The 26,466-nt window shown below is 72.9% G+C and carries 18 protein-coding genes; 12 read left to right on the top strand and 6 right to left on the bottom strand.

Annotated features, from left to right (window positions below; genetic code table 11):
- Positions 1-15 precede the first annotated feature (15 nt).
- Positions 16-2,781: an aconitate hydratase AcnA gene (gene acnA / locus BUE48_RS08720; RefSeq protein WP_012852107.1), complete on the bottom strand. Its 2,766-nt coding sequence runs from the start codon at positions 2,779-2,781 to the stop codon at positions 16-18.
- Positions 2,782-3,131: 350 nt separating this feature from the next.
- Between acnA and BUE48_RS08715 the strand changes: the two genes are divergently transcribed.
- The 4 genes from BUE48_RS08715 (at position 3,132) to BUE48_RS08700 (ending at position 9,827) form a co-directional block, all read left to right on the top strand.
- Positions 3,132-3,785, top strand: a complete 654-nt coding sequence (locus BUE48_RS08715) for a PadR family transcriptional regulator (RefSeq protein WP_286989605.1) — start codon at positions 3,132-3,134, stop codon at positions 3,783-3,785.
- A gap of 4 nt (positions 3,786-3,789) precedes the next feature.
- Positions 3,790-4,263, top strand: coding sequence for a DUF1707 SHOCT-like domain-containing protein (locus tag BUE48_RS08710; protein ID WP_012852105.1), 474 nt, complete (start codon positions 3,790-3,792; stop codon positions 4,261-4,263).
- Between the two features lie 483 nt (positions 4,264-4,746).
- Complete coding sequence (locus BUE48_RS08705; protein ID WP_286989604.1) at positions 4,747-8,517, top strand: WD40 repeat domain-containing serine/threonine protein kinase; 3,771 nt, start codon at positions 4,747-4,749, stop codon at positions 8,515-8,517.
- A gap of 98 nt (positions 8,518-8,615) precedes the next feature.
- Complete coding sequence (locus BUE48_RS08700) at positions 8,616-9,827, top strand: M28 family metallopeptidase (protein WP_012852103.1); 1,212 nt, start codon at positions 8,616-8,618, stop codon at positions 9,825-9,827.
- Here the strand turns inward: BUE48_RS08700 and eda are convergent, their stop codons facing one another.
- Genes eda through edd form a run of 3 tightly spaced genes read right to left on the bottom strand, consistent with a single transcriptional unit; the run spans position 9,828 to position 13,263 of the window.
- On the bottom strand, positions 9,828-10,448 hold the full coding sequence (gene eda / locus BUE48_RS08695; RefSeq protein WP_012852102.1) for a bifunctional 4-hydroxy-2-oxoglutarate aldolase/2-dehydro-3-deoxy-phosphogluconate aldolase: 621 nt from the start codon (positions 10,446-10,448) through the stop codon (positions 9,828-9,830).
- Positions 10,445-11,425 carry a glucokinase gene (gene glk / locus BUE48_RS08690; protein ID WP_286989603.1) on the bottom strand — a complete coding sequence of 327 codons (981 nt, stop codon included), beginning with the start codon at positions 11,423-11,425 and terminating at the stop codon, positions 10,445-10,447. The genes eda and glk overlap by 4 nt, the downstream gene beginning before the upstream one ends.
- The gene (edd, locus tag BUE48_RS08685) at positions 11,422-13,263 is read right to left on the bottom strand and encodes a phosphogluconate dehydratase (protein WP_286989602.1); all 1,842 of its coding nucleotides are present in this window, start codon (positions 13,261-13,263) and stop codon (positions 11,422-11,424) included. Before edd ends, glk begins: the two co-directional genes overlap by 4 nt.
- A 175-nt stretch (positions 13,264-13,438) precedes the next feature.
- Here edd and BUE48_RS08680 point away from each other — a divergent pair, with 175 nt between their 5' ends.
- Positions 13,439-14,587 carry an ROK family transcriptional regulator gene (locus BUE48_RS08680; RefSeq protein WP_245537013.1) on the top strand — a complete coding sequence of 383 codons (1,149 nt, stop codon included), beginning with the start codon at positions 13,439-13,441 and terminating at the stop codon, positions 14,585-14,587.
- Positions 14,588-14,645: 58 nt separating this feature from the next.
- On the opposite strand, the gene BUE48_RS08675 is transcribed toward BUE48_RS08680, so the two are convergent.
- Positions 14,646-15,437 carry a thioesterase family protein gene (locus BUE48_RS08675; RefSeq protein WP_286989601.1) on the bottom strand — a complete coding sequence of 264 codons (792 nt, stop codon included), beginning with the start codon at positions 15,435-15,437 and terminating at the stop codon, positions 14,646-14,648.
- A 272-nt stretch (positions 15,438-15,709) separates the two neighbouring features.
- Here BUE48_RS08675 and BUE48_RS08670 point away from each other — a divergent pair, with 272 nt between their 5' ends.
- Positions 15,710-17,362 (top strand): glycoside hydrolase family 13 protein, encoded by a 1,653-nt coding sequence (locus tag BUE48_RS08670; protein ID WP_286989600.1) that lies wholly within the window; start codon positions 15,710-15,712, stop codon positions 17,360-17,362.
- Between the two features lie 279 nt (positions 17,363-17,641).
- On the opposite strand, the gene BUE48_RS08665 is transcribed toward BUE48_RS08670, so the two are convergent.
- Positions 17,642-18,901: a glycoside hydrolase family 6 protein gene (locus BUE48_RS08665; RefSeq protein WP_286989665.1), complete on the bottom strand. Its 1,260-nt coding sequence runs from the start codon at positions 18,899-18,901 to the stop codon at positions 17,642-17,644.
- Between the two features lie 197 nt (positions 18,902-19,098).
- Here BUE48_RS08665 and BUE48_RS08660 point away from each other — a divergent pair, with 197 nt between their 5' ends.
- The 6 genes from BUE48_RS08660 to BUE48_RS08635 all read left to right on the top strand — a co-directional run bounded on the left by BUE48_RS08660 (position 19,099) and on the right by BUE48_RS08635 (position 26,446).
- On the top strand, positions 19,099-20,370 hold the full coding sequence (locus BUE48_RS08660) for an ABC transporter ATP-binding protein (RefSeq protein ID WP_012852095.1): 1,272 nt from the start codon (positions 19,099-19,101) through the stop codon (positions 20,368-20,370).
- 197 nt (positions 20,371-20,567) lie between these two features.
- Positions 20,568-21,875, top strand: a complete 1,308-nt coding sequence (locus BUE48_RS08655) for an ABC transporter substrate-binding protein (protein ID WP_012852094.1) — start codon at positions 20,568-20,570, stop codon at positions 21,873-21,875.
- A 180-nt stretch (positions 21,876-22,055) separates the two neighbouring features.
- On the top strand, positions 22,056-23,042 hold the full coding sequence (locus BUE48_RS08650; RefSeq protein WP_286989599.1) for a carbohydrate ABC transporter permease: 987 nt from the start codon (positions 22,056-22,058) through the stop codon (positions 23,040-23,042).
- Positions 23,039-23,935 carry a carbohydrate ABC transporter permease gene (locus BUE48_RS08645; protein ID WP_012852092.1) on the top strand — a complete coding sequence of 299 codons (897 nt, stop codon included), beginning with the start codon at positions 23,039-23,041 and terminating at the stop codon, positions 23,933-23,935. The genes BUE48_RS08650 and BUE48_RS08645 overlap by 4 nt, the downstream gene beginning before the upstream one ends.
- A complete protein-coding gene (locus BUE48_RS08640; RefSeq protein ID WP_012852091.1) occupies positions 23,932-25,380 on the top strand; it encodes a GH1 family beta-glucosidase in 1,449 nt (482 codons plus the stop codon). The genes BUE48_RS08645 and BUE48_RS08640 overlap by 4 nt, the downstream gene beginning before the upstream one ends.
- Before the next feature lie 43 nt (positions 25,381-25,423).
- Positions 25,424-26,446 carry a LacI family DNA-binding transcriptional regulator gene (locus BUE48_RS08635; protein ID WP_012852090.1) on the top strand — a complete coding sequence of 341 codons (1,023 nt, stop codon included), beginning with the start codon at positions 25,424-25,426 and terminating at the stop codon, positions 26,444-26,446.
- Positions 26,447-26,466: the final 20 nt, after the last annotated feature.

Raw genomic sequence — 26,466 nt, 5'->3', positions numbered from 1 at the left:
CGCTTTATGCGCGCACTACTTGCGCAGCAGGTTGCGCAGGACGTACTGCATGATGCCGCCGTTGCGGTAGTAGTCGGCCTCGCCCGGGGTGTCGATGCGGACGATGGCCTGGAACTCCTTGCCGTCGGCGCGGACGGTCACCTCGCGCGGGGTGACGCCCTCGTTGAGCTTCTCGATGCCGATGATGTCGAAGGTCTCGGTACCGGTCAGGCCCAGCGACTCGGCCGACTCGCCCTCCTTGAACTGCAGCGGCAGCACGCCCATGCCGATCAGGTTGGAGCGGTGGATGCGCTCGAAGGACTCGGCGATGACGGCGCGCACGCCCAGCAGCGCGGTGCCCTTGGCGGCCCAGTCGCGGGAGGAGCCGGAGCCGTACTCCTTGCCCGCGATGACCACCAGCGGGATGTTCTGGGCGGCGTAGTTCTGCGCGGCGTCGTAGATGAACGTCTGCGGCGCGCCCTCCTGGGTGAAGTCGCGGGTGTAGCCGCCCTCGACCCCGTCCAGCAGCTGGTTGCGCAGCCGGATGTTGGCGAAGGTGCCGCGGATCATCACCTCGTGGTTGCCGCGGCGGGAGCCGTAGGAGTTGAAGTCCTTGGGCTCGACCCCGTGCTCCTGCAGGTACTGGGCGGCCGGGGTGCCGACCTTGATGGCGCCGGCCGGGGAGATGTGGTCGGTGGTGACCGAGTCGCCCAGCTTGGCCAGGACCCGCGCGCCGCGGATGTCGCGCACCGGCTCCGGCTCCATGGTCATGCCGTCGAAGTACGGGGCCTTGCGGACGTAGGTGGAGTCCGGGTCCCAGGAGAAGGTGTCGCCGGTCGGGACCGGCAGCTCCTGCCAGCGCGGGCCGCCGTCGAAGACGTTGGCGTAGTCGCGCAGGAACATCTCCTGGCCGATGGAGCTTTCGACGATCTCGGCGACCTCCTCCTTGGAGGGCCAGATGTCGCGCAGGTAGACCGGCTGGCCGTCGGCGCCCTCGCCGATCGGCTCGTTGAACAGGTCGATGTCCATCGTCCCGGCCAGCGCGTAGGCCACCACCAGCGGCGGGGAGGCCAGGTAGTTCATCTTGACGTCCGGGTTGATCCGGCCCTCGAAGTTGCGGTTGCCCGACAGCACCGACACCACGGTCAGGTCGTTGTCGTTGATCGCCTTGGAGATCTCCTCCGGCAGCGGACCGGAGTTGCCGATGCAGGTGGTGCAGCCGTAGCCGACCAGGTTGAAGCCGAGCTTGTCCAGGTAGGGGGTGAGCCCGGCGCGCTCGTAGTAGCCGGTGACCACCTGGGAGCCGGGGGCCAGGGAGGTCTTCACCCACGGCTTGCGGCTCAGGCCCTTTTCCACCGCCTTCTTGGCCAGCAGCGCGGCGCCGACCATCACATACGGGTTGGAGGTGTTGGTGCAGGAGGTGATCGCGGCGATCACCACGGCGCCGTGGTCGAGCTCGAAGGTGGTGCCGTCGGCCAGCGTGACCGGGACCTTCTTGTGCGGCCGGGCGGGGACGCCGCCGTCCTGCTCGCGCGGCTTGTCGCCGTTGTCGCTGTGGGAGACGGCCGGGGAGTCGGAGGCGGGGAAGGACTCGGCGGTGGCCTCATCCAGCGTGCCCTCGACGGTGACGTAGTTGCGCACGTCGCGCCGCCAGGTCTGCTTGGCCGCGGTGAGGGCGATGCGGTCCTGGGGGCGCTTGGGGCCGGCGATGGACGGGACGACCGTGGACAGGTCCAGCTCCAGGTGCTCGGAGAAGTCCGGCTCGGCCTTGGGGTCCAGCCACAGGCCCTGCTCCTTGGCGTAGGCCTCGACCAGGGCGATCTGCTCCTCGGAGCGGCCGGTCAGCCGCAGGTAGGCGATGGTCTCCGCGTCGATGGGGAAGATGGCGCAGGTGGAGCCGAACTCCGGGCTCATGTTGCCGATGGTGGCCCGGTCGGCCACCGGCAGCGCGGCCACGCCCTCGCCGTAGAACTCCACGAACTTGCCGACCACGCCGTGCCGGCGCAGCATCTCGGTGATGGTGAGCACCAGGTCGGTGGCGGTGCTGCCGGAGGGCAGCTCGCCGGTCAGCTTGAAGCCGACCACCCGCGGGATGAGCATGGAGATCGGCTGGCCGAGCATGGCGGCCTCGGCCTCGATGCCGCCCACGCCCCAGCCCAGCACGCCGATGCCGTTCTCCATGGTGGTGTGGGAGTCGGTGCCCACGCAGGTGTCGGGGTAGGCGACCCCGTCGCGGGCGAACACCACGCGGGCCAGGTGCTCGATGTTGACCTGGTGGACGATGCCGGTGCCCGGCGGGACGACCTTGAACTGGTCGAAGGCGGTCTGGCCCCAGCGCAGGAACTGGTAGCGCTCGCGGTTGCGCTGGTACTCGCGCTCGACGTTGCGCTCGAAGGCGTCCGGGGTGCCGAAGTGGTCGACGATGACCGAGTGGTCGATGACCATCTCGGCCGGGGCCAGCGGGTTGATCCGGGACGGGTCGCCGCCCAGGTCGCGCACGGCCTCGCGCATGGTGGCCAGGTCCACCACGCAGGGCACGCCGGTGAAGTCCTGCATGATCACCCGGGCGGGGGTGAACTGGATCTCCTGGCTGGGCTGGGCGGAGGGGTCCCAGCCGGCCAGCGCGCGGATGTGGTCGGCGGTGACGTTGGCGCCGTCCTCGGTGCGCAGCAGGTTCTCCAGCAGCACCTTCAGGCTGTACGGAAGACGGGCCGCGCCTTCGACGGCGTCCAGCCGGTAGATCTCATACGACTTGTCGCCCACCCGCAACGTGCTGCGGGCGCCGAAGCTGTTGGCGGACACGACTCCTCCTCCATCACGCCGCGCGCACGCCCGCCCCGCATGCGCGGGTCCCGCGTGCGGCGGACCATTCCCTGTAGAGCCCTATAGGCGCGTTGACGTCTGCTGAACCGCTGCCGGCACGGTCCGGCGCGATCGGTATTCCCTCTGAATCCTGCCCTAGCCGAAGCCCGCGCCGCGCCCTGGGGGGACCTAACTTCCGCGGCTTTTCTCTCGACGTCAAGCTACCTGCCAATTTATCTCGACATCAAGCTATCTGCACCGGGAACCGGGATGACCGGCGACACGTTTCAGATATATCGTTGTCGTATCGCGATTGGTCTCAGAAAGATCAAAGAAGGGCGGTTAAGAACATGAGTTCGGCCACCTTCGCGCCCCACTGGGCACTGGCCGCCGCGGCGCTGGCCGCCAAGGCGGCCGGCCGGCACTGCGGCCCGGGCGTGCACGGCCCCGGCTTCGGATGGGTGTTCGGCGCCGGCCCGTGGGGCGGCCACGGCCCGTGGGGCCGCGGCGGCGCACCCTGGGGCGGATGGGCGCCCGGGCAGGGGACGCGCGCCCGCAAGGGCAACATCCGGGCGGCGATCCTGACGCTGCTGGCCGAGGAACCGGCCAACGGCTACCAGCTCATCCAGCGGATCGGCGAGCGCAGCGGCGGCGCCTGGCGGCCCAGCCCCGGCGCGGTCTACCCGGCCCTGCAGCAGCTGGCCGACGAAGGGCTGATCCGCGCCGCCGAAAACGAGGGCCGCAAGACCTACTCCCTCACCGACGCCGGCCGCGCCTACGTCGCCGCGCACGCCGAGGAGCTGAACGAGCCCTGGGCGCAGATGACGCCCGAGTACGGCGAGGGCGTGCCCGACCTGCTCAAGCAGGCCGCCCGGACCGGAGCGGCGGTGATGCAGATCGTCCACGCCGGCTCCCCCGAGCAGGTCGCCCAGGCCGCCCAGGTGCTGGCCGACGCCCGCAGCAGGCTGTACCGCATCCTCGCCGAGGACGATCCCGAGGAGTGACCGCATGGACCTGCGCATCGGAGACGCCGAACGCGACGCGGTGACCGAGGCGCTGCACGAGCACTTCGCCATGGGCCGCCTCACCCGCGCCGAACTCGACGAGCGCCTGGAGGCGACGCTGGCCGCCAAGACCGAGGGCGACCTGCGTGAGATCGTCAAGGATCTGCCCGGCCCCCATGGGCTTCCCGAGCCCGCCTGGCAGGGGCCGCGGGCCGGTCACCCGCACTGGGCGCATTGGCACGGCCATCGGCACCACCCGCATGGCCATCACGGCCGTCACCTGATGCACCACCGGCACCACCACGGCCCGGCGCCGCTGGTGCCGATCCTGCTGGTGCTCTTCCTGATCGGGGCGTTCACCGCCGGGCCGGCCGCGGGGATCGTGCTGGCGCTGAAAGCCGCGCTGGTGCTCTGGCTGGCGGCGGGCCTGTTCACCGCCGTCCGCCTGCACCGCCGGCTGCGCGCCATCCGGCGCTGAACCCTCAGGCCCCGGGACCTCGCCACGGCCGGCCCGGGGCCTGAGGGCCGCTCCGGCGCCGCGGCCGGGACCGCCTCAGGCCCGCCGGGCCGGCCGGTCCCGGCCGCGGCGCCGGGGAGCGCGCCCTTCCATACGCGGTCCCGGAAGGCCGGAACGGGAACCCCGGCGGTCTCCGAACGCATGACATCGCAGATCACGGCGCTCCTCCCGGCCCAAGTCCCGTCTTTGCCGGCGGAAACGGCATGCCGCCGAAGGTTCAGCGAGTGCTCTCTGTGAAGACATGGGCGACACAGCGGAGCACTGGTACGGTGCCGGTCATCGGAAGGTGGTACCGGAACGCCCCCCTTGTGCGATGCGCGCCGTCCGAAACGGGCGCAGTCCCATGGCACCAAGCCGGTGCCGATCACGGTCCTCCCCACCGCAGGCGGATCGCGGGCGGCCGCGGGGGCACCGGCCGGGACGTCCGTCTGAGGAGGTGACCGCGTGGCCGATCCGCTGGAACCGGGCGATCCGGAACGGCTGGGCGAGTACTGGCTGGCCGGACGGCTGGGGGCCGGCAGCCAGGGAGTGGTCTACGAGGGCTACGGCGAGGACGGGACCCGAGTCGCGATCAAGGTGTTCCACGCCCCCGACGGGGCCGCGGCCGACCTGGAGCGCATGGCGCGGGAGGTGGAGGCGGCGCAGCGGGTCTCCTCGTTCTGCACCGCCAAGATCCTGTCGGTGCAGATGACCGGGCCCCGCCCCTACATCGTCAGCGAGTACGTCGAAGGGCGCAGCCTGGGCCGGGTGGTCAAGGAGGGGCGCCGCTTCACCGGGGACGACCTGCACCGGCTGGCGATCGGGATCGCCACCGCGCTGACCGCCATCCACGAGGCCGGGGTGATCCACCGCGACCTCAAGCCCGACAACGTGCTGCTGGGCCCGGACGGGCCGCGCGTGATCGACTTCGGCATCGCCCGCACCCTGGAGATGTCGCTGACCCCGCTGGGCAACCCGGCGGGGACCCCGGTGTACATGGCGCCGGAGGTCTACCAGGGCAAGCGCGCCGGGGCCGCGGCCGACGTGTTCGCCTGGGGCGCGATCCTCTACTTCGCCGCCACCGGCGAGCACGCCTTCCGCGCCGACAGCCTGCCGGCCGTGATGCACCGGGTGCTGACCACCCAGCCGGACCTGGAGCCGCTGCCGGAGAAGCTGCGCCCGCTGGTCAAGGCCGCCCTCGACAAGGACCCGCTGGCCCGCCCCACCGCCCGCTCGCTGCTGTCGGCGCTGGTCGGCGGCCCCTCCGCCGACACCGGCGGGCTGATGGCCGCGGGCACCGCGCAGGCCGAGCAGCTGGCCCAGACCGGGCCGCAGGACCCGGCGCTGGGCCAGATCGCCGAGCAGATCTACCAGTCCCTATCCGCCGAGGACCGCGAGCTGGTCCCCGAGCTGTTCCTGCGGCTGGTGCTGGCCACCGAGGACGGCGACATCGCCTCCCGCCGCCTGCCCGCCGACGAATTGTTCGACCGGCCCCAGATGGAGCAGACGGCGGCCCTGCAGCGGATCGTGGCCGCCTTCGGCCCGGTGCTCACCCACACCGAGGACGGGCAGATCGCCCTGTCGCGGCCGGCCCTGCTGCGCGCCTGGCCGCGCCTGCGCGACTGGATCGACCAGGACCGCCAGGGGCTGGTCGGGCACGGCCACATCCGCCAGGCGGCCCGCACCTGGAACACCCACGGGCGGCGCCGCACGGACGTGCTGACCGGCACCCGGCTGCAGGACGCCCTGCTGTGGGCCGCCCACCACCAGCGTCCGGCGCTCAACCGGCTGGAGCGGGCCTTCCTGGACGCCAGCACCCAGGCCCAGACCCGCGCCGCCCGGCTGCGGCAGATCGCCACCGTCACGCTGGCCGTGCTGCTGGTGCTGGCGCTGGCCTCGACCGGCGTCGCGGTGCAGGCCAGGCAGAGCGCCGTCAGCGCCCAAAAGGAGACCGCCCGCGCCCAGCGCGACACCGCCCGCCAGCGCGACGTCGCCGTGGCCCGCCTGGTGGCCTCCGAGGCCGAGAACCTGCGCTCCAGCCAGCCGGGCCTGGCCAAACAGCTCAGCATCATCGCCTACCGGACCGACCCGGCCTCCGGCACCGCGGCGCTGTTCTCCTCCCTGGAGCTGCCGGGGGTGTTCAACGCCGGGGTCCCCGCCTGGGACATCTCGCTCAACGCCGACGCCACGCGGCTGGCCGTCTCCACGGGCAGCGACGTGGCGCTGTGGGACACCGGCAAGGGCCGCAGCCTGGCCCGGCTGAGCGCCGGCGGCTCCAGGGGCGTGGCGCTGAGCCCGGACGGGCGGCTGGTGGCCGCCGCCGTCACCGACGCCGGGCCGGGCCGGACGCCGGTGCGGCTGTGGGATGTGAGCAACCCCTCCGCGCCCCGGGAGCTCACCGTCCCCGCCAATCAGCCGGCCAAGGTCGCCTCGCTGGCCTTCAGCCCGGACGGCCGCATGCTCGCCCTCGGGCTGGGCAACGGCCGCGTGCGGCTGTGGGAGATCCCCGCCACCGGCGCCCCGCGCACGCTGCGCACGCTGACCGGGCACAAGGGCGCGGTGGACTCGGTGGCGTTCGCGCCGTCGGGGAAGCTGCTGGCCAGCGCCGGCCTGGACGGCACGGTGCGGCTGTGGGACCCCCTCGACCCCGAGCGCACCTCCGCGCTGGCGAAGATCGCCGGCGGGGAGCCGAACGCTCGGCTGTCGCAGGAGAAGATCCTGCGCCGGGTCTCCTTCAGCCCGGACGGCAAGACGCTGGCCGGCCCGGGAGACTCCAAGGACATCGTGTTCCGCCTGTGGGACGTGCAGAACCCGGGCAAGCCGCGGCGCCTGGCCGCGGCGAAGAAGGAGGGGGCGGCCTTCAACTGCCCGGGGGAGCTGCTCTCGACCGCCTTCAGCCCGGACGGCAAGACGCTGGCCACCGTCTGCAACCGGGACACGCTGCTGTGGAACCTCCCCTCCCCCACGCAGCCGAGGCTGGTCAACCGGCTGGCCGGGATGGGCGACTCGGCGGGGCGGACCGGCCCGGCGCTGTTCGCCTCGCGCGGCCACCGGCTGCTGCACGCCACCTATGGGGGCGTCTACTTGTGGTATGTCGAGAACACCCTGCGGCTGAGCTCGGTGGCCACCTACGGCACGGTCCCGTCCGGTTTCCAGGTCACCACGCGCTTCAGCGGCGGTCCCCGGCGGCTGCTGGTGATCCAGGGCGCGAACTTCGGCCTGCTGGTGGACTTGACCGGCGAAGGGGGCATGCGCCGGCTGGCCGAGCTGCCGGGCAGCGGTCAAGTCGGCGCCCAGGGCGCCGACTTCAGCCCGGACGGCCGGATCCTGGCCGTCAGCGAGATGGCGGGCAAGGGCGGCGACGCCAGGCCCGTGGTGCGGTTGCGCGACACCGGCCGGCCCGGCGCCCCGGTGGTGGGCACCGTCACCGGCCTCAGCAACGGCGTCGAGGACGTCTCCTTCAGCCCGGACGGCCGGATCCTGGCCGTGGCCGACAACAACGACTTCCTGCCGGCCAGGACGGGTCCGGCGTCGGTGAGGCTGTTCGACGTGTCCACCCCCGCCGCTCCCCGGCAGCTGACGTCGATGCGCGGCGAGGTCTACGACGTCACCTTCGCGCCCAAGGGGAACCTGCTGGTCGCCACCACCGCCGACACGCTGCTGTCGTGGAACACCGCCGACCCGAGCCGCCCGGTGCAGCACCCGACCCTGCGGCTCACCCCGGATGCGGGCGACTCCGGCTTCGCCACCTCGGCTTTCCGTCCCGACGGCGGGCTGCTGGCGGTCAGCGACAGCCGGGACACCACCCGCCTGTGGCGGGTCCAGGGCGACCGGATCGTCGGGGAACCGGTGCTGATGCGCACGGTGGGCTCCGGCAAGGGCCTGGCCTTCAGCCCCGACGGCCGCACCCTGGCCTGGACCGCCGGGTCCGCCGCCTCCCCCTCCTTCACCGGCGAGACCTCCCCGCACATCGAGCTGTGGGACGTCAGCAACCCGGACGCCCCGGTTCACCGGGCCTCTTTCGCCTACGACTCGCGGGAGAGCGAGGACCTGTCCTACAGCTCCCAGGGGCCGACGCCGTTGCTGGTGTCCACCAGCGACACGGTCGATGTGTGGAACACCGATCCGGAGTTCATGACCCGCATCCTGTGCCACAGCGTCGGCGATGTGATCACCCCGGCCCAGTGGGCCAAGTACGTGCCCGGACTCCCCTATGACCCGCCGTGCGGCCGGTGATCTCGCTCCGTCCGGGGCCGGAGGGACCGCGCCCGGCCCCGGCGGATCCGTCCCGGGGCGGTGGACCGGGCGGCAGAAAAGGTGAGAATCTTTCACACATGTCTCTGCGCTCGCCGCACCCGGTGCCGAACGTGCCCCGGCCCGCCGAGAGCGGGCTGCGCGCCACCGTCGAGGAACTGGCCGCGATCGAACGCCCGCCCTGCTCGCCGGGGGAACGCCGGGCCGCCCATCTGATCGCGCGCCGGCTGCGGGCGCTGGGCTGCCGGGCCGAGGTGGAGGAGGAACCGGCGTTCTCCTCCTACGCCCGCCCCGTGGGCGCGCTGGCCGTGCTGGGCGCGCTGGCCGGCCTGGCCGGGGGGCGCTCCCCGGTGCTGGGGACGCTGGGCGGCGCGGTGGCCGCGGCCGGGCTGGCCGATGAGATCTCCTACGGGCGGCAGCTGGCGCGGCGGGTGGTGGACCGGCGGCGCACCGCCTGCAACGTGGTGGCCGAGCTGGGCGACGCCCGGGCCCCGCGGACGCTGGTGGTGATGGCCCACCACGACGCGGCGCCGTCCGGGCTGATCTTCGACCAGCGGCTGGAGCGCCGGCTGGCGCGCCGTTTCCCGCACGTGGTGGAGCGGATGACGGAGAACCCGCCGCTGTGGTGGGCGGCGATGGCCGGGCCGGTGCTGGCGGCGCTGGGCAGCGCCACCGGCTCGGCAAGGGTGCGGCGAACGGGCGCGGTCTTGAGCGCGCTGACCGCGGCGGCGATGGCCGACATCGCCTCCCGCCGGGCGGTGCCGGGCGCCAACGACAACCTCAGCGGGGTGGCGGTGCTCATCGCGCTGGCCGAGGCGCTGCGGGAGCGGCCCGTCGAAGGACTGCGGGTGGTGCTGCTGTCGGCGGGTGCGGAGGAGGCGCTGCAGGAGGGCATCCGCGGCTTCGCCCGCCGCCACTTCCCCGAGCTGCCCCGCGAGAGCACCTGGTTCCTCAACCTGGACACGGTGGGGTCGGGCAGGCTGGTCATGCTCGACGCCGAGGGCCCGCTGCGCATGGAGCGCTACGACGCCGCCTTCGGCGACCTGGTCGCCCGCTGCGCCCGGGAGCTGGGCGTGACCCTGCTGCGCGGCCTGCGCTCGCGCAACAGCACCGACGGCGTGGTGCCCAACCGGTACGGCTACCCCACGGTCTGCCTGGTGTCGGTGGACGAGGACAAGCTGCTGCCGCACTACCACCTGCCCTCCGATCTGCCCGAGCACGTGGACTACCGCTGCGTGGCCGACGCCGCGCAGCTCGCCGAGGCGGTCGTGCGCGTCCTGGCCGAGGGCTGATCAGCGCAGCGCCGCGGCCTGGCGCGCCAGTTGCCGGATGCGGTCCCAGGCGCCGGCGCGCATCGCCTCCTCGGGGGCCAGCCAGCTGCCGCCGACGCAGCCGACGTTGGGCAGGGCCAGGTAGTCGGGGGCGGTCTGGGGGGTGATGCCGCCGGTCGGGCAGAAGCGGACCTGCGGCAGCGGCCCGGCCAGCGCCTTGAGATAGGCGGGGCCCCCCGCGGCCTGGGCGGGGAAGAACTTCATGGCGGTGATGCCGTGCTCCAGCAGGGCCATGGCCTCCGAGGCCGAGGAGACCCCGGCCAGGAACGGCAGGCCGGTGTCGGTCATCGCCCGCCGCAGCGTGTCGGTGCAGCCGGGGCTGACCAGGAAACGGGCGCCCGCGCCGGCCGCCTGGGCGGCCTGGGCGGCGGTGACGACGGTGCCGGCGCCGACCACGGCCTCGGGGACCTCGGCGGCGATCCGCTTGATGGCCTCCAGCGCGGCGGGGGTGCGCAAGGTGACCTCGACGGCGGGCAGGCCCCCGGCCACCAGGGCGCGCGCCAGCGGCACCGCGTGATCGGCGTCCCGCAGCACCACCACGGGGATGACCGGGCACACATTCAGCAGGTCTTCGGCGTTCACACCGGCTCCAGGGAGGCCAGACGGGCGGCGGCCCCCGCCAGCGCGGGGGTCGGGGCGACGATGAGGGCGGTGGAGATGGCCCGCAGATAGCGTTCCATGGGCGGCTTGGACTCGAACCGGCGGCGGAAATCGCTGCGGCGCAGCACGTCCCAGATGCGCGGCAGGATGCCGCCGCCGAGGTAGACGCCGCCGCGGGCGCCGAAGGTCAGCGCCACGTTCCCGGCGAAGGAGCCCAGCAGGGCGCAGAAGGTCTCCAGCGTCTCCTGGCACAGCGGGTCGCTGCGGCGGGCGCAGATCTGGGCGGCCGACAGCGGCTGGACCGGCACCGCGTGCATCCGGGCGATCAGCTCATACAGCCGGGTCATCCCCTCCCCCGACAGCAGCCGCTCGGCCTCGGCGGTGCCGTGCTCCTCCCGCAGCATCGCCGCCAGCTCCAGCTCGCGGGGGGTGGTGGCGGGCAGGTCGACATGGCCGCCCTCGCTGGGGATCGCCACCAGCCGCTCCCCGGCCCGCACCAGGGCGGCCACCCCCAGCCCGGTGCCCGGCCCGAGCACCGCCGCGGGGGTCTGGCCGCCGGGCGCCCGCTCGCCCAGCACGCGCAGGTCGCCGGGCTGCAGGGTGGGCAGCGCCAGCGCCAGCGCCTCGAAGTCGTTGATCAGTTCCACATGGTCCAGCCCCAGATCGGCGCGGACCTCCTCGGCGCTGCCGGACCAGTGGGCGTTGGTCAGCTGGAAGCGGCCGTCGTCGGTGACCGGCCCGGCGACGGCCACGCAGGCGGCGCCGGGCCGCACGTCCCCGGCGTGCCGGGCCAGGTAGGTGGCGGTGGCCTCGGCCAGCCCGGCGTGGTCGCGCAGCGCCAGCACCTGCACCCGGCTGGGCGGCGCGCCGGGCGCCTGGATGAGCCCGAAGCGGGCGTTGGTGCCGCCGATGTCGGCCACCAGCCAGGGCCGCTCCGCCGAAGGCGCCATCGCCGTCATGAGGTGAACACCGCCGCTCCGCGCTCGGCCGGGCCCACCGCCCGGCGGAAGGCCGCAAACAGCTCACGGCCCGTTCCGACCTGCTCTCCGGGGGCCGCGGCGGGCTCCCGGGCGGCCAGCTCTTCCTCCGGCACCAGCACCTGCAGTACTCCTTCGTCCGCATCGAGCCGGATGAGGTCGCCGTCGCGCACCCGGGCCAGCGGCCCGCCGGCGGCGGCCTCCGGGGACAGATGGATGGCGGCCAGGACGCTCCCGGACGCCCCCGACATGCGCCCGTCGGTGACCAGCGCGACCTTGTGGCCGCGGTCCTGCAGCACCGACAGCGGCGGGGTGAGCTTGTGCAGCTCGGGCATTCCGTTGGCGCGCGGCCCCTGGTGGCGGACCACCACGACCACATCGCCGTCCAGCTCGCCGGCCCGGAAGGCCTCCTGCAGCTCCTGCTGGGAGGCGAAGACCCGGGCCGGGGCCTGCACCGCGCGGTGGGCGGGGTCCACCGCCGAGACCTTCACCACGGCGCGGCCGAGGTTGCCGCTGACCGTGCGCAGCCCGCCGTGGGTGTCGAACGGGTCGGCCACCGGCCGCAGCACCGAGGTGTCGGCCGAGTCGCGCGGCGCCGGCCGCCAGACCAGCTCGCCGTCCTCCCCCAGCTCGGGCGTCACCCGGTAGTCGGCCAGCGTCTTGCCGCCGACGGTGCGGGCGTCGGCGTGCAGCAGCCCGGCCTCCAGCAGCTCGCCGATGAGGAAGCCGGTGCCGCCGGCGGCGTGGAAGTGGTTCACATCGGCGCCGCCGTTGGGGTACAGGCGGGTCAGCAGCGGGGTGACCGCCGACAGCTCATCGAAGTCGTCCCAGGTCAGCTCGATGCCCGCGGCGGCGGCCATGGCCACCAGGTGCAGGGTGTGGTTGGTGGAGCCGCCGGTGGCCAGCAGCGCCACCACCCCGTTGACGAAGGCCCGCTCATCCAGCAGCTCGCCGACGGGGGTGTAGGAGCCGCCGAGCGCGGTCAGCTCGGTGATGCGGCGGCCGGCTTCGAGGGTGAGGGCCTCGCGCAGCGCGGTGCCCGGCGGGACGAAGCTGGCGCCGGGCAGGTGCAGGCCCATCACCTCCATCAGCAGCTGGTTGGAGTTGGCGGTGCCGTAGAAGGTGCAGGTGCCCGGCGAGTGGTAGGAGGCGGCCTCGGCCTCCAGCAGCTCCTCCCGCGTCGCCTTGCCCTCGGCGAACAGCTTGCGGACCTTGGCTTTTTGCGCGTTGGGCAGCCCGGAGGCCATGGGGCCGGCGGGCACCAGGATCGCCGGCAGGTGCCCGAACGCCAGCGCGCCGATCACCAGGCCGGGGACGATCTTGTCGCACACCCCCAGCAGCAGCACGCCGTCGAACATGTCGTGGGCCAGCGCGACGGCGGTGGCCATGGCGACCACGTCCCGGCTGAACAGCGACAGCTCCATGCCGGCGCGCCCCTGGGTGACGCCGTCGCACATGGCGGGCACCCCGCCGGCGACCTGGGCGGTGCCGCCGGCCTGCCCGATCGCCCGTTTGAGCAGGTCGGGGTAGTCCTTCAGCGGCTGGTGCGCCGAGAGCATGTCGTTGTAGGCGGTGACGATCGCGATGTTGGGCGCATCGGCGCCGCGCAGGGCGAGTTTGTCGGCCGGGGCGCAGGCGGCGAAGCCGTGCGCCAGGTTGGCGCAGCCCAACGCGGTGCGCGCGGGTCTGACCCGCCCGTCGCGTTCGTTGCCGCGCCCGGCGTCGGCGATCCGCGCCAGGTAGTCGGCGCGGCGTGCGGCGCTGCGCCCGGCGATGCGCTCGGTCACCCGTGCGACCACGGGGTGGAGGGTTGGCGGCATTGAGAGGGCTCCATAGGTAAGGCGTCGGACCGCAAACTACCGACCCTTTGGAAACTTACACAAGCGTGCTTATGAAGGTTTTCTTACAAAAGATTGCGAACATGTGTAACTCGACACGCCGAACCTGGCATGATTCACTGTCCCAGTGCCCAAACAGCCTTCGACCAGCGGAGACTTGCTCCGCCTGATCCGTGAGGGCGTCTGCACCCGCGCCGAGCTCGGCCGGCTGACCGGGCTGTCCCGGCCGGCGGTCGCGCTCCGCGTCTCCGAACTGATCGCCCGCGGCCTGGTCATCGAGCGCCCCGGCGGGCCGTCCTCCGGAGGGCGCCCGCCGGCCCGGCTGGAGTTCAACGCCGCCGGCGGCGCCGTGCTGGTGGCCAACCTCGGCCAGCGCCGCGGCCAGGTCGCCGTGTGCGACCTGGCCGGGCGGATCCTGGTGCAGTCCGACCCCGACCTGCCGGCGCACCCGGATCCGCAGGCGCTGCCGCAGTGGCTGACCGAGCACTGGGACGAGCTGCTCGGCAAGGCCGGGCTGACCCGTGCGGCGGTGCGCGGCGTGGGAGTGGGCAGTCCCGGCGCCGCCGGGATCGCCGGCGGCACGGCGCCCGTCCCGCTGCGCCGGCTGGTCCCGCCGGCCCCGGCGCCGCGGCCGGACGGCATCGACCTGCGCCCCGCGCTGGCCGAGCGTTTCCCCGTGCCCGCCTACTTCGACAACGACGTGAACGTGGCGGCGCTGGGCGAGTACCAGGCCCGCTACCGGGGCCAGATCGATGACCTGCTGTTCGTGAAACTGTCCACCGGCATCGGCGCGGGACTGATCGCCGGGGGCCGCATCCAGCGCGGCGCGCTGGGTGCCGCCGGGGAGATCGGGCACATTCCCGTCCGCGACGGCGAGGGCGTCCCCTGCCGTTGCGGCAACTTCGACTGCGTGGAGGCGGTCGCCGGCGGCGCGGCGCTGACGGCCGCCACCGGCGCCGCCGACCTGGCCGAGCTGGCGCTGCGGGTGCGCGGCGGCGACCCGGCGGCGGTGGCGCCGGTGCGGCGGGCCGGCCGGCGGATCGGCGAGGTGATCGCCGCGGCGGTCAACCTGCTCAACCCGGCCGTGGTGGTGCTGGGCGGCGATCTGGTCGAGACCGGCGAGCCGCTGATCGCCGGGGTGCGGGAGGCGGTGTACCAGCGGGCCACCGCCCTGGCCACCCGTCAGCTGCGGATCGAGCCCAGCACGCTGGGCGATGCGGCGGGCCTGACCGGCTGCGCGGCCATGGTGCTGGACCACATCCTCTCCCCCGCCGCCATCGACGAGTGCCTGGCCGCCGCCCGCTGAAACGATGCGGCGGGCCCACCGCTCCCGGCGGGCCCGCCGGGAGCGTTCCAGTGGGCGATCAGGCGGAGAGGAGCAGGCCCAGCTGCCGGGACTGGGCCACCAGGTTGCCGGCCGAGTCCCATATCTCCATGTCCTCTTCGTGGAAGCCGTCCATCACGTACCGGGTGCTCACCCGGCAGGCCAGCCAGCCGGGGACGGGGCGGCGCCGCACGTGGACGGTCAGCTCCACGGTCAGCGAGGCCTCCCCGATGTCCAAGACGGCCGGGGCCATGGCGTCGACGAAGAACGGCAGCGACAGCGCGTCGGGCTCGCGGCCGTCCCGGAAGCGCATCCAAAACTCCCACTGCGGCTTCCCGCCCGGTTCGCCGCGCATCCAGCCCGGCGGTTCCGCCAGGCGGTACTCGACCCGGCCGGCCAGGCTCAGCCCCGGCATCGACAGGCCGCCCAGGGCGTCGGAGAGGGTCTCCGGGTCGGGCAGCCGCGGCGCCCGGCCGAGCACCAGCGTCCGGCCCCGCGCCTTGTCGAGGTCGCCGAAGGAGGCCACCACCCGGAGCATCTCCTTGCCGTCCTGCCATAGGCTCGCCATCCCGGTGGCCAGCCGCCGCCCGGTCTTGACCGTCTCGGTGGTGATCCGGGCCTTGCCCACCCCGGCCGGACGCAGGTAGTGGGCGGACACCGCGATCGGGTCGGGCAGCGGCAGGCGGTGCCGCAGCGCCTGCAGGCACACCGCCAGCGTGTAACCCCCGTTGGGGGTTCCATTGGGGGTGTGCCAGCGGTCGGTGACGTCGGCCAGGTAGGCGTCCTCGCCGTCCGGCTCCACCCGGGTGTCCAGGTCGAATTCATATGTCATGCGGTAAATCTGCCGGACCGCGCTGAGCTGGGACGATGCCCCGGAGGGTAATGCTGATCACATCGGGCGCCCGGCGGCGGGCGCCTTCCCCGCCTCCGGACGCCCCGACCATCTGCGGAAGCGGCCGTCGTCGCAGGCATGCCCGTCGCCGGCGGCGTCAAGGAAAACCGCACCCCGCCGGCATGTCATCGCGGCGGCCTCATCGGCCACCGTGGAGGAAGACCGACGAGCGGGCACGCGTGCCCACGTCCATCTACACGCAAAGGAATTCGATGACGCAACACATCGTCGACGTCTCCGGCACGGCCCCGCCCGTCCCCGCGCGGGCCGCCCGGTGGTGGCGGGACGCGGTGATCTACCAGGTGTACGTGCGCAGCTTCGCCGACTCCGACGGCGACGGGATCGGCGACCTGCCCGGCATCCGCAGCAGGCTGCCGTACCTGGCCGAGCTGGGCGTGGACGCCCTGTGGGTCACCCCCTTCTACCCCTCGCCGATGGCCGACTTCGGCTACGACGTGGCCGACTACCGGGACGTGGACCCGCTGTTCGGGACGCTGGCAGACGCCCGCGCCCTGATCGAGGAGACGCACCGGCTCGGCCTGCGCATCATCGTCGACCTGGTCCCCAACCACACCTCCGACCGGCACCCCTGGTTCGCCGAGGCGCTGGCCTCCCCGCCCGGCAGCCCGGCCCGCGACCGCTACATCTTCCGGGACGGCCGCGGCCCGGACGGCTCGCTGCCGCCCAACGACTGGGAGTCGGTCTTCGGCGGATCGGCCTGGACCCGGGTGCCCGACGGGCAGTGGTACCTGCACCTGTTCGCCGTCGAGCAGCCCGACCTGAACTGGGACAACCCCGAGGTCCGCGCCGAGTTCGCAGACGTGCTGCGGTTCTGGCTGGAGCTGGGCGTCGACGGGTTCCGCATCGACGTGGCGCACGGCATGGTCAAGGCCCCCGGCCTGCCCGATGTGGGCTGGAGCGGGCAGGTCACCATGCTGGGCGACAACGTGCTGCCCTACTTCGACCAGGACGGGGTGCACGAGATCCACCGGTCCTGGCGGCGGCTGCTGGACTCCTACCCCGGGGAGCGGATCGGGGTGGCCGAGGCGTGGGCGCCCACCCCCGAGCGGCTGGCCGCCTACGTGCGCCCGGACGAGCTGCACCAGGCGTTCAACTTCCACTACCTGACCGCCGGCTGGGACGCCGACGCCAAACGCAAGGTGATCACCGAGTCGCTGCGCACCGCCGCCCTGGTCGGCGCCCCCACCACCTGGGTGCTGTCCAACCACGACGTCAAACGGCATGTCACCCGTTACGGCGGCGGCGAGCCGGGGTTGCGGCGGGCCCGCGCGGCGGCGCTGCTGACGCTGGCGCTGCCCGGCTCGGCCTATATCTACCAGGGCGAGGAGCTGGGGCTGGCCGAGGTGGAGGACCTGCCGGAGGAGTACCTGAAGGATCCCCAGCGCGCCCGTGACCCCGACGCCGGCCGGGACGGCTGCCGGGTGCCGCTCCCCTGGTCGGGGGAGGAGCCGCCGTTCGGGTTCGGGCCGGGCGCCACCAGCTGGCTGCCCATGCCCGCGCACTGGCGGGAGCTGACCGTCGAGCGGCAGGCGTCCGACCCGGAGTCGATGCTGTCGCTGTACCGGCGGGCGCTGGCGATCCGGCGCGAGCACCCGGCGCTGGGCGACGGGACGCTGCGCTGGCTGCCCGCCCCACCGGAGACGCTGATGTTCTCCCGCGACTGCGCGCAGCGGTCGCTGGTGTGCGCGATCAACATGGGAGAACGCGCGGTCCAGGTGCCCGCCCCGGGTCCGGTGCTGCTGTCCAGCGGCCCCGTCCAGACGGACGGAGATTGCCTCTCCCTTCCCCCCGATACCGCCGTGTGGTGGGACGGCGCGGGAACCGCCGGTTCAGGGGAAGAGTGACTTCACGGCTCTCCTGTGTCTGGCCGGCATCACCGCCCACGCCGGGGTCAGTGAGGCGGCCGTCGGCCGGGTGCCGACCGGCAAGCCGGGGTGGCCCCGGCGACCCGGCAGACCGTGCTCACCGCCCCGGCCGAGCCGTCGGCGGTGGCCGACGCCCGAACGCCGGCCGAAGCCCCCGCATCCGGCCGGCGGGGCGAAACGAGCCGCCGCCTCACGGGACGCCGGTGCCCGAAGACGTTCGGGGCGCGACCCGCGCCCCGAAAACCCCGGGTGACCGGCTCACTTGAGGGGTGGCACGGCCCGCCGGGCCAGGCCCAGGGCGTACTCGGGCCACCACTGGCCCGCGGGCGGGTCGACGATGCCGTACTCGGGGTCCTGCGGTCCGGCGGTGCCGCGGGTGCACTGGCCGTCGGACTCGCCGGGCCGTTTGACCCACAGGAAGGCGTCCACCAGGCGGTGGCCGGTGCGGGTGGTGGGACGGACGCCCAGGCCGCGGCCGGGCGGGTTGCACCACTCCTGGGGGTCGGGGTACGCGCCCTCCGGCGCCGTCCACGGCCCCCGGCCGTTGCGGCTGGTGTCCAGGACGAAGGGGGTCAGGTCGCGCCGGCCGTCGGGCACGGCGGCCAGATCGGCGTCGGTGCACTCGCGCGCGCCGGTGCTGCGGCGCAGCCACAGGCACTTGGAGACCCGGACGCCGTAGTCGATCAGCTCGGCGTCGGCCCGGTAGTTGGAGACGTTCAGCACGAACCCGTCGGCCTTGGCGACGCCGCCGCGCAGCAGGCGGCTGACGATGCCGAGCTGGGCGCGCGGCTCGCCGTAGCCGGCGTCGTAGTCGTTGAGCGGCTGCCAGGCCGAGTGGCCGGCGTCCACGTACACGCCGGTGTTGGGGAGCTTGGCGAAGGTGGTGATGGCGTGGTCGATCTCCCGGAAGCGCTGCTCGACCAGCGACATGTCCTCCGGCCGGCCGGTGGAGCCGCCGCCGCCTTCGTTGCACCACGGCTCGCTGGACAGCAGGGCCAGCCCGTCGGGTTCGACGATCACCACGGCCCGGCCGCCGCCGATGCCGCGGGCGAAGGCGTTGATCCACTCCCGGTAGGCCCGCTCGCTGGGGGCGCCGCCGGCCGAGTACTGCGAGCAGTCCCGTCCCGGCACGTAGTAGGCCACCAGCACGGGGACGGCGCCTTGGCGGCGGGCCTGGCGCATGGTCTCGCGGACCCGCCGCTGCACCTGCTGGGGAGTTCCCTCGGTGAACCAGACCGCCTGGGAGATCTTCGACAGCGCCCGCATGAGGGCGGCGTCGTGGAAGCGTCCCTGCGCGGCCCACACCCGGGCCTGCCGTCCGGCGTTGGTGTCGGGTTCGACGAAGAAGCGGATCTTCGCCGCCCTCGGCCCCTGCAGGGGGTTGCCGGCGGCATGCGCCTGGGCGGGCGGCGCCGCTGCGGCGGTGAGGGCCGCCGCGGTCGCGAGTGCGGCGCAGCGGGCCGACCAGGCGCGCAGCCGGGCGCGCACGGGGGCCGGGGCGCCGCGAGGGGGTGCCATGCTCACGCGGTGCTCCCTTCGAAGGGGTGGGTGGGAGCGCTCCCACTTCAGGAACCATCCCCGCGCCCCCAGCACTTGTCAAGACCTTGGGTCTGGACATTCTCCAAACCGGAAGATGTACTTGTGGTCTACATCACAAAATCAGCGTCGGGGGTCGCCGGGGAACACCAAGAGCCGGTCGTCAGAGGGGACGCCGCATGGCCGCAGTCGTGCTGGATTCGGTCAGCAAGGTCTATCCCGGAGGACAGCGCGCCGTGGCGGACCTGTCGCTGGAGATCGCCGATGGCGAGTTCCTCGTGCTGCTCGGCCCCTCCGGCTGCGGCAAGTCCACCACCTTGCGCCTGGTCGCGGGCCTGGAGGAGATCACCAGCGGCGGGCTGTGGCTGAACGGCCGGCTGGCCAACGAGCTGACCCCGCGCGAGCGCAACGTGGCCATGGTGTTCCAGAACGGGGCCCTGTACCCGCACCGCACGGTGCGCGACAACATCGCCTTCCCGCTGCAGGTCGCCAAGGCCGACCCGGCCGAGTCCGGCCGGCGGGTGGTGGACCTGGCCCGCGCGCTGGGCATCGAGCAGACCCTCGACCGGCTGCCGGCCACCTTGTCGGGCGGCCAGCGGCAGCGGGCGGCCATGGGCCGGGCCATCGTCCGCGAACCGGCGGTCTTCCTGATGGACGAGCCCCTGTCGGATCTGGACGCGGCGCTGCGCACCGAGCTGCGCGCCGAGATCGGCGGGCTGGTGCGCAGCCTGGGCGTGACCACCTTGTACGTCACCCACGACCAGGTGGAGGCGCTGACGCTGGCGGACCGGATCGCGGTGCTGCGCGAGGGCGCCCTGGAGGACGTGGGCACCCCCTCCCAGGTCTATGAGAACCCCGCGACCGCGTTCGTCGCCGCGTTCCTGGGCGTTCCCCAGATCAACCTGCTGGCCGCCGTCCCGGAGGCGGTGCCCGGCGAGGGCGTCGCGCTGCGCATGGGCGCCCAGCGCCTGGTGCTGCCCTGGGGCGATCCGCGCGCCGAGCACGTGGCCCGCCACCAGGCCTCCCAGGTCATCGTGGGCATCCGCGCCGATGCGCTGCGCCCCACCGGCGACCCGCACCTGGGGGCGGTGCTGTCGGGCACCGTCCGGTCGCTGGAGTACCACGGGCACGAGTGGCTGGCCCGCGTCGACGCCGACGTCACGGTGGTGGACGCGGCCGCGCTGGGGGCGCCCGCCCGTCCCCGGCCCCTCGTCCCGCCGCGCCCGGCGGGTCCGGTGGAGCGGGCGCTGTCGCTGCTGCGCGGGCGGCGGCGGGCGCCCCTTCCCGAGCCGCCGGCGCATGTGGGCGCGCACCGCCGGTCCGATGTGCTGGTGCGGCTGCACACGCGGGACGGCTGCGACCAGGGCTCACCGGTGCACCTGGCCGTGGACCTGGACCGGGTGCTGGTGTTCGACGGGCACGGCCGCCGGGTGGATCCGGTGACCCGCTGACCTGCACTGATTTCCGGCCATCGGATATGGTTCGCCGAACTTTGTCCGAGTCGTCCAGATAACGGTTGTGTTTCAACACATTGACAGTGAGCCAGGTCACCGTCTTTCCTTCGTGGGAGCGCTCCCACACATTGCGCCGGGCGGCCCCCGCCCGCGCCCCGTTCCACGACACAGCGAAGACCTGAGAGGGGTCCGCAATGGGTTCTCCGAGACGACGCGGACTGACCGCCATCGCGGCGGTGCTGGCCGGCGTCCTGGCGGCCACCGCCGCCTGCGGCGGCGGCGATGACGGTGACGGCGGCTCCGGCGGCACCATCACGCTCACCGTCGACACCTTCGGCGAGTTCGGCTACGAGGAGCTGTTCAAGCAGTACGAGGCGTCCCACCCCAACATCAAGATCAACTCGCGCAAGGTGGCGGACCTGGACACCTACAAGCCGCGCCTGCAGCAGTGGATCGGCACCGGCAAGGGCGCCGGCGACGTGGTCGCCCTGGAGGAGGGCCTGCTGCCCACCTACATGCAGCAGCGCGACAAGTTCCTCAACCTCTTCGACTACGGCGGCGCCGAGCTGGAGCAGAACTTCCTGCCCTGGAAGTGGCAGATGGGACTGAGCCCCGACGGCAAGCAGCTCATGGCGCTGGGCACCGACATCGGCCCGCTCGGCATGTGCTACCGCAAGGACCTGTTCGAGAAGGCCGGGCTGCCCACCGACCGCGACGAGGTCACCAAGCTGTGGCCGACCTGGGAGGAGTTCTTCAAGGTCGGCCAGGACTTCCAGCGCAAGGTCTCCGGCACCAAGTTCCTCGACGGCCCGCAGGCGCTGCTGCGCGTCACCGTGCTGCAGGAGGCCGGCAAGGGCCCGGGCTACAGCTACTTCGACAAGAGCGACAACTTCGTCTTCGACACCAACCCGGCGGTCAAGAACGCCTTCGACACCGTGCTGAAGTTCCAGGAGGCCGGGCTGACCGCCAACATGCAGATCTTCACCCCGCCGTGGCAGACCGCGCTCAAGCGGGACACCTTCGCCACCGTGCCGTGCCCGGCCTGGATGCTGGGCGGCCTGGAGGAGTTCTCCGGTGACTACGGCAAGGGCAAGTGGGACGTGGCCGGGGTGCCCGGCGGCGGCGGTTACTGGGGCGGCTCCTGGCTGGCGGTGCCCAAGCAGACCAAGCACCCCAAGGAGGCCGCCGAGCTGGCCAAGTTCCTGACCAGCCCGGAGGGCCAGCTGGCCGCCTTCAAGGACAAGAACACCTTCCCGTCCTCGCCCAAGCTCTACAGCGACCCGGCCGTCACCGAGGCCAAGAGCGAGTACTTCAACAACGCCCCGATCGGCAAGATCTTCAGTGAGGCCGCCTCCCAGGTGCGGCCGGTCTACCTCGGCCCCAAGAACGAGGACGTCCGGCAGAACGTGGAGAACGTCCTGGTGGCCGTCGCCGAAGGCAAGATCAAGCCCGATGAGGCCTGGAGCAAGGCGGTGGAGGAGGCCCGCAAGGCCGCCCGGTAAGGGCGCCCTCCGGTCCGCGCGGCCCTCGACCAGGCCGGCCGCGCGGACCCGCCTGCTGTCCCGACCGCTCCCCCGCCCGGTCCCCACGAAGGGCCGGGCCGGGGAGCCGGGGCGGCGCCGGGCCGGCCCCCACCCCCGGGCCCGGCGCCGTCCCCCGCCACACCCTCGAAAGGACGACCCATGGGTCTGGACGTGCGCCCGACGCCCACCCGGCGCCGGGCGAAGGCCGAAACCAAGCCCTCGACGGATCCGCCGCCGCGGCGCGGCCTGCGCGCCCGGCTGTCGCGGCTGGACATCAAGGTCTCGCCCTACCTGCTCATCTCCCCCTTCTATGTGGTGTTCGCCGTCTTCGGCGTCTTCCCGCTGCTGTTCACGCTGTGGATGTCGCTGCGGGACCGGGAACTGGCCAGCGGCAAGGACGAGTACGTCGGGCTGCGCAACTACGCCGATCTGCTGGGCGATGCGGACTTTCTGAACGCGGTGGTCAACACCGTCGCCATGTTCTTCATCGCCACCGTGCCGCAGCTGCTGCTGGCGCTGCTGCTGGCCAACGCGCTCAACCGGCGGCTGCGGGCCAGCACGCTGTTCCGGGTCGGGGCGCTGGCCCCGCTCATCACCTCCACGGTCGCGGTCGCGGTGGTCTTCACCCAGCTGTTCGACACCGACTACGGGCTGGTCAACTGGCTGCTGGGGCTGGTGGGCATCGACCCGATCGCCTGGCAGTCGGACCGCTGGTGGTCGTGGGTGGCCATCTCCGCCATGGTCGACTGGCGGTGGACCGGCTACAACGCGCTGATCTACCTGGCGGCCATGCAGGCCATCCCCCGCGACCTGTATGAGGCCGCGGCCATCGACGGGGCCTCCCGGCGCCAGCAGTTCTGGCAGATCACCGTGCCGATGCTGCGGCCGACGATCCTGTTCACGGTGATCGTGTCCACCATCGGCGGGCTGCAGCTGTTCACCGAGCCGGTGCTGTTCGACAACGGGCGCATGGACGGCGGCTCCACCCACCAGTTCCAGACGGTGGCCATGTACATGTACGACTCGGCCTTCTACAGCGACGACTACGGCTACGGCGCCGCCGTGGCCTGGATGATCTTCCTGCTGATCATCGCCTTCTCGTTGCTGAACTTCATGTTCATCCGGCGCATGGGAGGCGTGAAATGACCCTGGTGGCAGGCCCGGACCTGGGCGGACGGCCGGGGGGCGCCACGCGGCGCGGCGGGCGGCTGCGCGGGCTGTGGGAGGCCAGCCCGCTGACCTACATCACGCTGATCGTGGCGCTGGTGCTGTCGGTCTTCCCGATCTACTGGATGATCATCGTGGCCACCCGGGGCAACGACATCGTCGGCGACGTGCCGCCGCCGATGCTGCCGGGCGGCGAGCTGGGCGACAACCTGCGGGACGTGTTCGCCGCCCAGGAGGCCAACTTCGCCAAGGGCCTGATCAACTCGGCCATCGTGGCCTCCTCGGTGACGTTCTCCACCGTCCTGTTCGCCTCCATGGCCGGCTTCGCCTTCGCCAAGCTGCGCTTTCGCGGCAAGAACGCGCTGCTGCTGACGGTGATCGCCACCATGATGATCCCGGTGCAGATGGGGATCATCCCCCTTTACATCATGATGGGCTGGTTCGGCTGGCAGGGGGAGATCCAGGCGGTCATCCTGCCGTTCCTGGTCACCGGGTTCGGCGTGTTCATGATGCGCCAGTACGCCCAGCAGGCGGTGCCCGACGAGCTGATCGAGGCCGCCCGGGTGGACGGCTGCTCCACCTTCCGCATCTACTGGAGCGTGGTGCTGCCGGCGCTGCGCCCGGCGGCCGGGGTGCTGGCGCTGCTGACGTTCATGCAGACCTGGAACGAGTTCATGTGGCCGCTGGCGGTGCTCAGCCCCGACAACCCCACCGTGCAGCTGTCGATCCGGCAGCTCAACGCCGCCTACTTCCAGGACTACACCCTGATCTTCACCGGGACCGCGGTGGCCACCGTCCCCCTGCTCATCGTTTTCGTCATCTTCAGCCGCCAGATCATCAGCGGAATCATGGAAGGCGCGGTCAAGGCGTGACAGCTTTCAGTGCAGACCAGCAGACCCACCAGCAGGCCGCCGACCATACGGCAGAGCCGTTCCCGCAGGACTTCCGGTGGGGCGTGGCGACCTCCGCCTACCAGATCGAAGGCGCCACCGCCGAGGACGGCCGCGGCCGCTCCATCTGGGACACCTTCTGCGACACCCCCGGCGCGGTGCTCGGCGGGGACACCGCGGCCGAGGCCGTCGACCACTACCACCGCTACCGCGAGGACGTGGCGCTGATGGCGGAGCTGGGCGTCAACGCCTACCGGTTCTCGCTGTCGTGGCCGCGCATCCAGCCCACCGGGACCGGCCCGGCCGAACAGCGCGGGCTGGACTTCTACCGGCGGCTGGTCGATGCGCTGCTGGAGGCCGGGATCGAACCGTGGGTCACCCTCTACCACTGGGACCTGCCCCAGGCCCTGGAGGACCGGGGCGGCTGGCCCGAGCGCGACACCGCGCTGCGGTTCGCCGAGTTCGCCGCGCTGGCGCACCAGGCGCTCGGCGACCGGGTGAAGAACTGGCTGACGATCAACGAGCCGTGGTGCGCGGCCTATCTGGGGTACGCCTCCGGCGAGCACGCCCCTGGCCGCCGGGAGCCCGCCGCCGCCCTGGAGGCCGCGCACCACCTGCTGCTCGGGCACGGCCTGGCCCTGGAGGCGATGCGGGGACAGCGCGGCGACACCCGCATCGGCCCGGCGGTCAACCTGTATGCGGTCTCCCCGGCCGGCGACGCCCCCGAGGACATCGACGCCGCACGCCGCATCGACGGCCTGCAGAACCGCTTCTTCCTGGACGCGCTGCTGCTGGGCCGCTACCCGGAGGACCTGCTGGCCGACCTGGCGCCCTTCGACTTCGAACGCTGCGTGCACGACGGCGACCTGAAGACCATCGCCGGGCGCAACGACCTGCTGGGGATCAACTACTACACCCGGCACACGGTGTCGGGCCGTCCCGGCGAGGCGTCCCAGGCGGCCTCCTCCCCGTTCTCGTCGGTGTCGCCGTGGGTGGGCTCAGAGCACGTGCGCTTCCTGGGCCGGGGCCGGCCGGTGACCGGCATGGGCTGGGAGATCGACCCCGAAGGGCTGCGCGAGGTGCTCGACCAGGTGCACCGCGGCTACCCGCCGGTGCCGATCTACATCACCGAGAACGGCGCCGGCTATGAGGACGCGCCCGGGCCGGATGGCACGGTACAAGACACCGAGCGGATCGCCTACCTGGAGGCCCACCTGCGGGTCTGCCGGCAGGCCATCGCCGACGGGATTCCGCTGAAGGGTTACTTCACCTGGTCCCTGATGGACAATTTCGAATGGGCGTGGGGGTACTCTCGGCGCTTCGGGCTGGTCTACGTCGACTACGCCACGCAACGCCGCCTGCCCAAGGCGAGCGCCGCCTGGTACTCCCGGGTGATCCGGCGCGGCGGACTGCCGGATCGGCACTGACCGTCGTCACATGGTGAAGGGGCCGAAAGACGGTGATGGGTCGATGGGAGTGAGGCGCCCCTCGGCGAAGGGGCGCCCCACCCTGGAGGAAGTGGCCGCGCTGGCCGGGGTCGGCCGCGGCACGGTGTCCCGGGTCATCAACGGCTCGCCCAAGGTCAGCCCGCAGGCCCGGCAGGCGGTGCTGGCCGCGATCGAGCAGCTGGGGTACGTGCCCAACCGGGCCGCCCGGACGCTGGTGACCCGGCGCACCGACACCGTGGCGCTGGTGCTGTCGGAAGGCGAACAGCGATTGTTCGAAGAGCCGTACTTCGCCGACATCATCCGCGGCATCAGCTCCGCGCTGAACGAGACCGGCCTGCAGCTGATGTTCACCCTGGCGCAGACGCCCCGCGACCACCAGCGGCTGGAGCAGTACCTGACCGGCCACCACGTGGACGGGGTCATGCTGATCTCGCTGCACGGGGAGGACCCGCTGCCGGGCAAGCTGGAACGCCACGGCGTCCCCACGGTGCTGGGCGGCCGCCCGGTGGGCACCGGCGCCGGCCGGATCAGCTATGTGGACGCCGACAACGAGGGCGGGGCCCGCCGGGCGGTGGAGTACCTGGTCGGGCGGGGCCGCCGGCGGATCGCCACCATCGCCGGCCCCCAGGACATGGGGGTGGGCATCGACCGGCTCAACGGGTACCGGGCCGCGCTGGGCGGGCTGCCGGAGCTGGTCGCCGTCGCCGACTTCAGCGAGGCCGCCGGCCGGACGGCCATGCGCGAGCTGCTGGAACGCGACCCGCAGCTGGATGCGGTGTTCGTGGCCTCCGACAACATGGCGATCGGGGCGCTGCGCACGCTGCGGGAGGCCGGGCGGCGGGTTCCCGACGACGTGGCGGTGATCGGGTTCGAGGACTCGGTGGTGGCCCGGCGCGCCGACCCGCCGCTGACCTCCGTGCACCAGCCCACCGAGCGGATGGGCCGGGAGATGGTGCGGCTGCTGGTCGCCCAGATCAAAGGCGAGCGGCCCGAGCCCGCCGCCGTGGTCGTGGACACTCACCTGGTGGTCCGCGACTCGGCGTGAGCCCGGGCCGCCCGGCCCGC

The organism is Thermomonospora sp. CIF 1, assembly GCF_001896795.1.
In the GTDB taxonomy this organism is placed as follows: domain Bacteria; phylum Actinomycetota; class Actinomycetes; order Streptosporangiales; family Streptosporangiaceae; genus Thermomonospora; species Thermomonospora curvata.
The sequence above is the reverse complement of the archived record's forward strand: the minus strand, read 5'-3'. Positions and strand labels throughout refer to the sequence as shown.

What these genes read in the sequence shown, in the direction of transcription:
- BUE48_RS08715 (WP_286989605.1), top strand. Translation starts at nt 3,132, where the DNA reads ATGAGTTCGGCCACCTTCGCGCCCCACTGGGCACTGGCCGCCGCGGCG.
- BUE48_RS08710 (WP_012852105.1), top strand. Translation starts at nt 3,790, where the DNA reads ATGGACCTGCGCATCGGAGACGCCGAACGCGACGCGGTGACCGAGGCG.
- BUE48_RS08700 (WP_012852103.1), top strand. Translation starts at nt 8,616, where the DNA reads ATGTCTCTGCGCTCGCCGCACCCGGTGCCGAACGTGCCCCGGCCCGCC.
- glk (WP_286989603.1), bottom strand. Translation starts at nt 11,425, where the DNA reads ATGACGGCGATGGCGCCTTCGGCGGAGCGGCCCTGGCTGGTGGCCGAC.
- edd (WP_286989602.1), bottom strand. Translation starts at nt 13,263, where the DNA reads ATGCCGCCAACCCTCCACCCCGTGGTCGCACGGGTGACCGAGCGCATC.
- BUE48_RS08675 (WP_286989601.1), bottom strand. Translation starts at nt 15,437, where the DNA reads ATGACATATGAATTCGACCTGGACACCCGGGTGGAGCCGGACGGCGAG.
- BUE48_RS08670 (WP_286989600.1), top strand. Translation starts at nt 15,710, where the DNA reads ATGACGCAACACATCGTCGACGTCTCCGGCACGGCCCCGCCCGTCCCC.
- BUE48_RS08665 (WP_286989665.1), bottom strand. Translation starts at nt 18,901, where the DNA reads ATGGCACCCCCTCGCGGCGCCCCGGCCCCCGTGCGCGCCCGGCTGCGC.
- BUE48_RS08660 (WP_012852095.1), top strand. Translation starts at nt 19,099, where the DNA reads ATGGCCGCAGTCGTGCTGGATTCGGTCAGCAAGGTCTATCCCGGAGGA.
- BUE48_RS08655 (WP_012852094.1), top strand. Translation starts at nt 20,568, where the DNA reads ATGGGTTCTCCGAGACGACGCGGACTGACCGCCATCGCGGCGGTGCTG.
- BUE48_RS08650 (WP_286989599.1), top strand. Translation starts at nt 22,056, where the DNA reads ATGGGTCTGGACGTGCGCCCGACGCCCACCCGGCGCCGGGCGAAGGCC.
- BUE48_RS08645 (WP_012852092.1), top strand. Translation starts at nt 23,039, where the DNA reads ATGACCCTGGTGGCAGGCCCGGACCTGGGCGGACGGCCGGGGGGCGCC.
- BUE48_RS08635 (WP_012852090.1), top strand. Translation starts at nt 25,424, where the DNA reads ATGGGAGTGAGGCGCCCCTCGGCGAAGGGGCGCCCCACCCTGGAGGAA.